The organism is Mesorhizobium sp. M0862, from assembly GCF_040319795.1.
GTDB lineage: Bacteria > Pseudomonadota > Alphaproteobacteria > Rhizobiales > Rhizobiaceae > Mesorhizobium.
In genome coordinates, this window is sequence record NZ_JAMYOJ010000056.1 from 1 (window position 1) to 1,403 (window position 1,403).

General features: G+C 62.1%; 1 protein-coding gene. It reads left to right on the plus strand.

Going from position 1 to position 1,403, the window contains the following annotated elements:
• Positions 1–1,206, plus strand: a 1,206-nt coding sequence (locus tag NKI15_RS31895) for a tetratricopeptide repeat protein (protein ID WP_023699418.1), incomplete at its 5' end; no start/stop codon positions are given.
• Between the last annotated feature and the right edge of the window lie 197 nt (positions 1,207–1,403).

The following is a 1,403-nucleotide window of genomic DNA, read 5'->3' on the forward strand; positions in this document are numbered from 1 at the left end:
TTTGCCGTCCAGCACGAGATGAGCGGCGAGATCGCCAAGGCGCTTGGCATGCAACCTTCGGCAGCGGAAAGCGAGCGCATGGCGCGGCCGCCGACCGAAAACCTCGAAGCCTACGACTTCTATCTTCGTGCCGAGCAGACAGCACGGACCGGTCGGCGCGACGGCCTGCGGGAGGCGCTCACGCTCTACGACAAGGCCGAGCAGCTCGACCCCGCTTTTGCGGAAGCCTTCGCGGCGGATGCAAGCACGACGGTGTATATCTGGCGTGAATCGTTCAATGACATCATGCAGAGCGCACCTGCGCGCAAGCGCGCCTATGAGAAGGCGAGCCGAGCTTTGCAACTCGACCCTGACCTTTCGTCGCCCTATGCTATTCTTGGGATCATGCAGGTCGTGGATCGCCGCTACGAGGAAGCCATCGCTTCGGTCGAGCGAGCCGTCGCACTCGGCCCCGGCGATGCTGAGACGCAAATAGCCCTGGGATACGTGCAACTGTTCGCCGGCAGTCATGCTGAGGCTGCCGAAGCGGTCGAGACGGCGCTCAGGCTCGATCCCAACCTTTCACCTGTAAACCGGCAAATTGCCGGTCTGGTCTTTCTAATTCAAGGGAGCAACGACAGGGCGATCGAGGCCCTCGAACGCACCCGCGACGATGCGCCGTCAGTCGGAGATTTCACGATCACGCTTGGTGCCGCCTACGCCCGCGCCGGCCGCCTGCAGGATGCCAGGGCGGCAGTGGCCGAGGGGCTAGGTGCCATGTCCACACCAGGTTTCGATTCATTGTCCGCATACCGACTCAACGGTGCCCAATATCGTAACCCGCAGGATTTGGCTCTCATCGTCGACGCGTTGCAGCAGGCGGGCTTGCCCGAATGGCCGTTCGGTTTTACCGGCGATGAGCACAACCGCTTGAAGGGCAAGGAGATCGCCTCGCTGGTGCTGGGCCATACTCTGCAGGGTCAGCTTGAGCCCGGTCTCCAACCAGCCTTCCTCCAGATCGGGAGCGACGGCAAGGCAGCCTTCCGCTCCACGACGCGGCTGGTCACCGAGACCGTCCGTGTCGATGGCGACTTATTGTGCGAGCTGAGCGAGAATATGTTCGGGCGCCCCGACTGTGGACCCGTCTATAAACGCCGCGACGATGGAGGCGGCGGCTATTCCTTCGTCAACTCAAGCAAGGTGTTTCACTTTACGGTTGTTCAGTAGAAGCACACGCGCGTCATAACGGACGCACACACTCGCGTCCGATGCGGGACTAGAATAGGCTGCGCGAAGCCGCTTGATCGACCAAGGAGGGCGCAGGCAGGTATGGAGCGAAGGCTTACCGCGATCCTTGCTGCCGACGTGGTCGGCTACAGCACGCTCATGGGCGAGGATGAGGTCGGCACGCTCGAACGACTGAA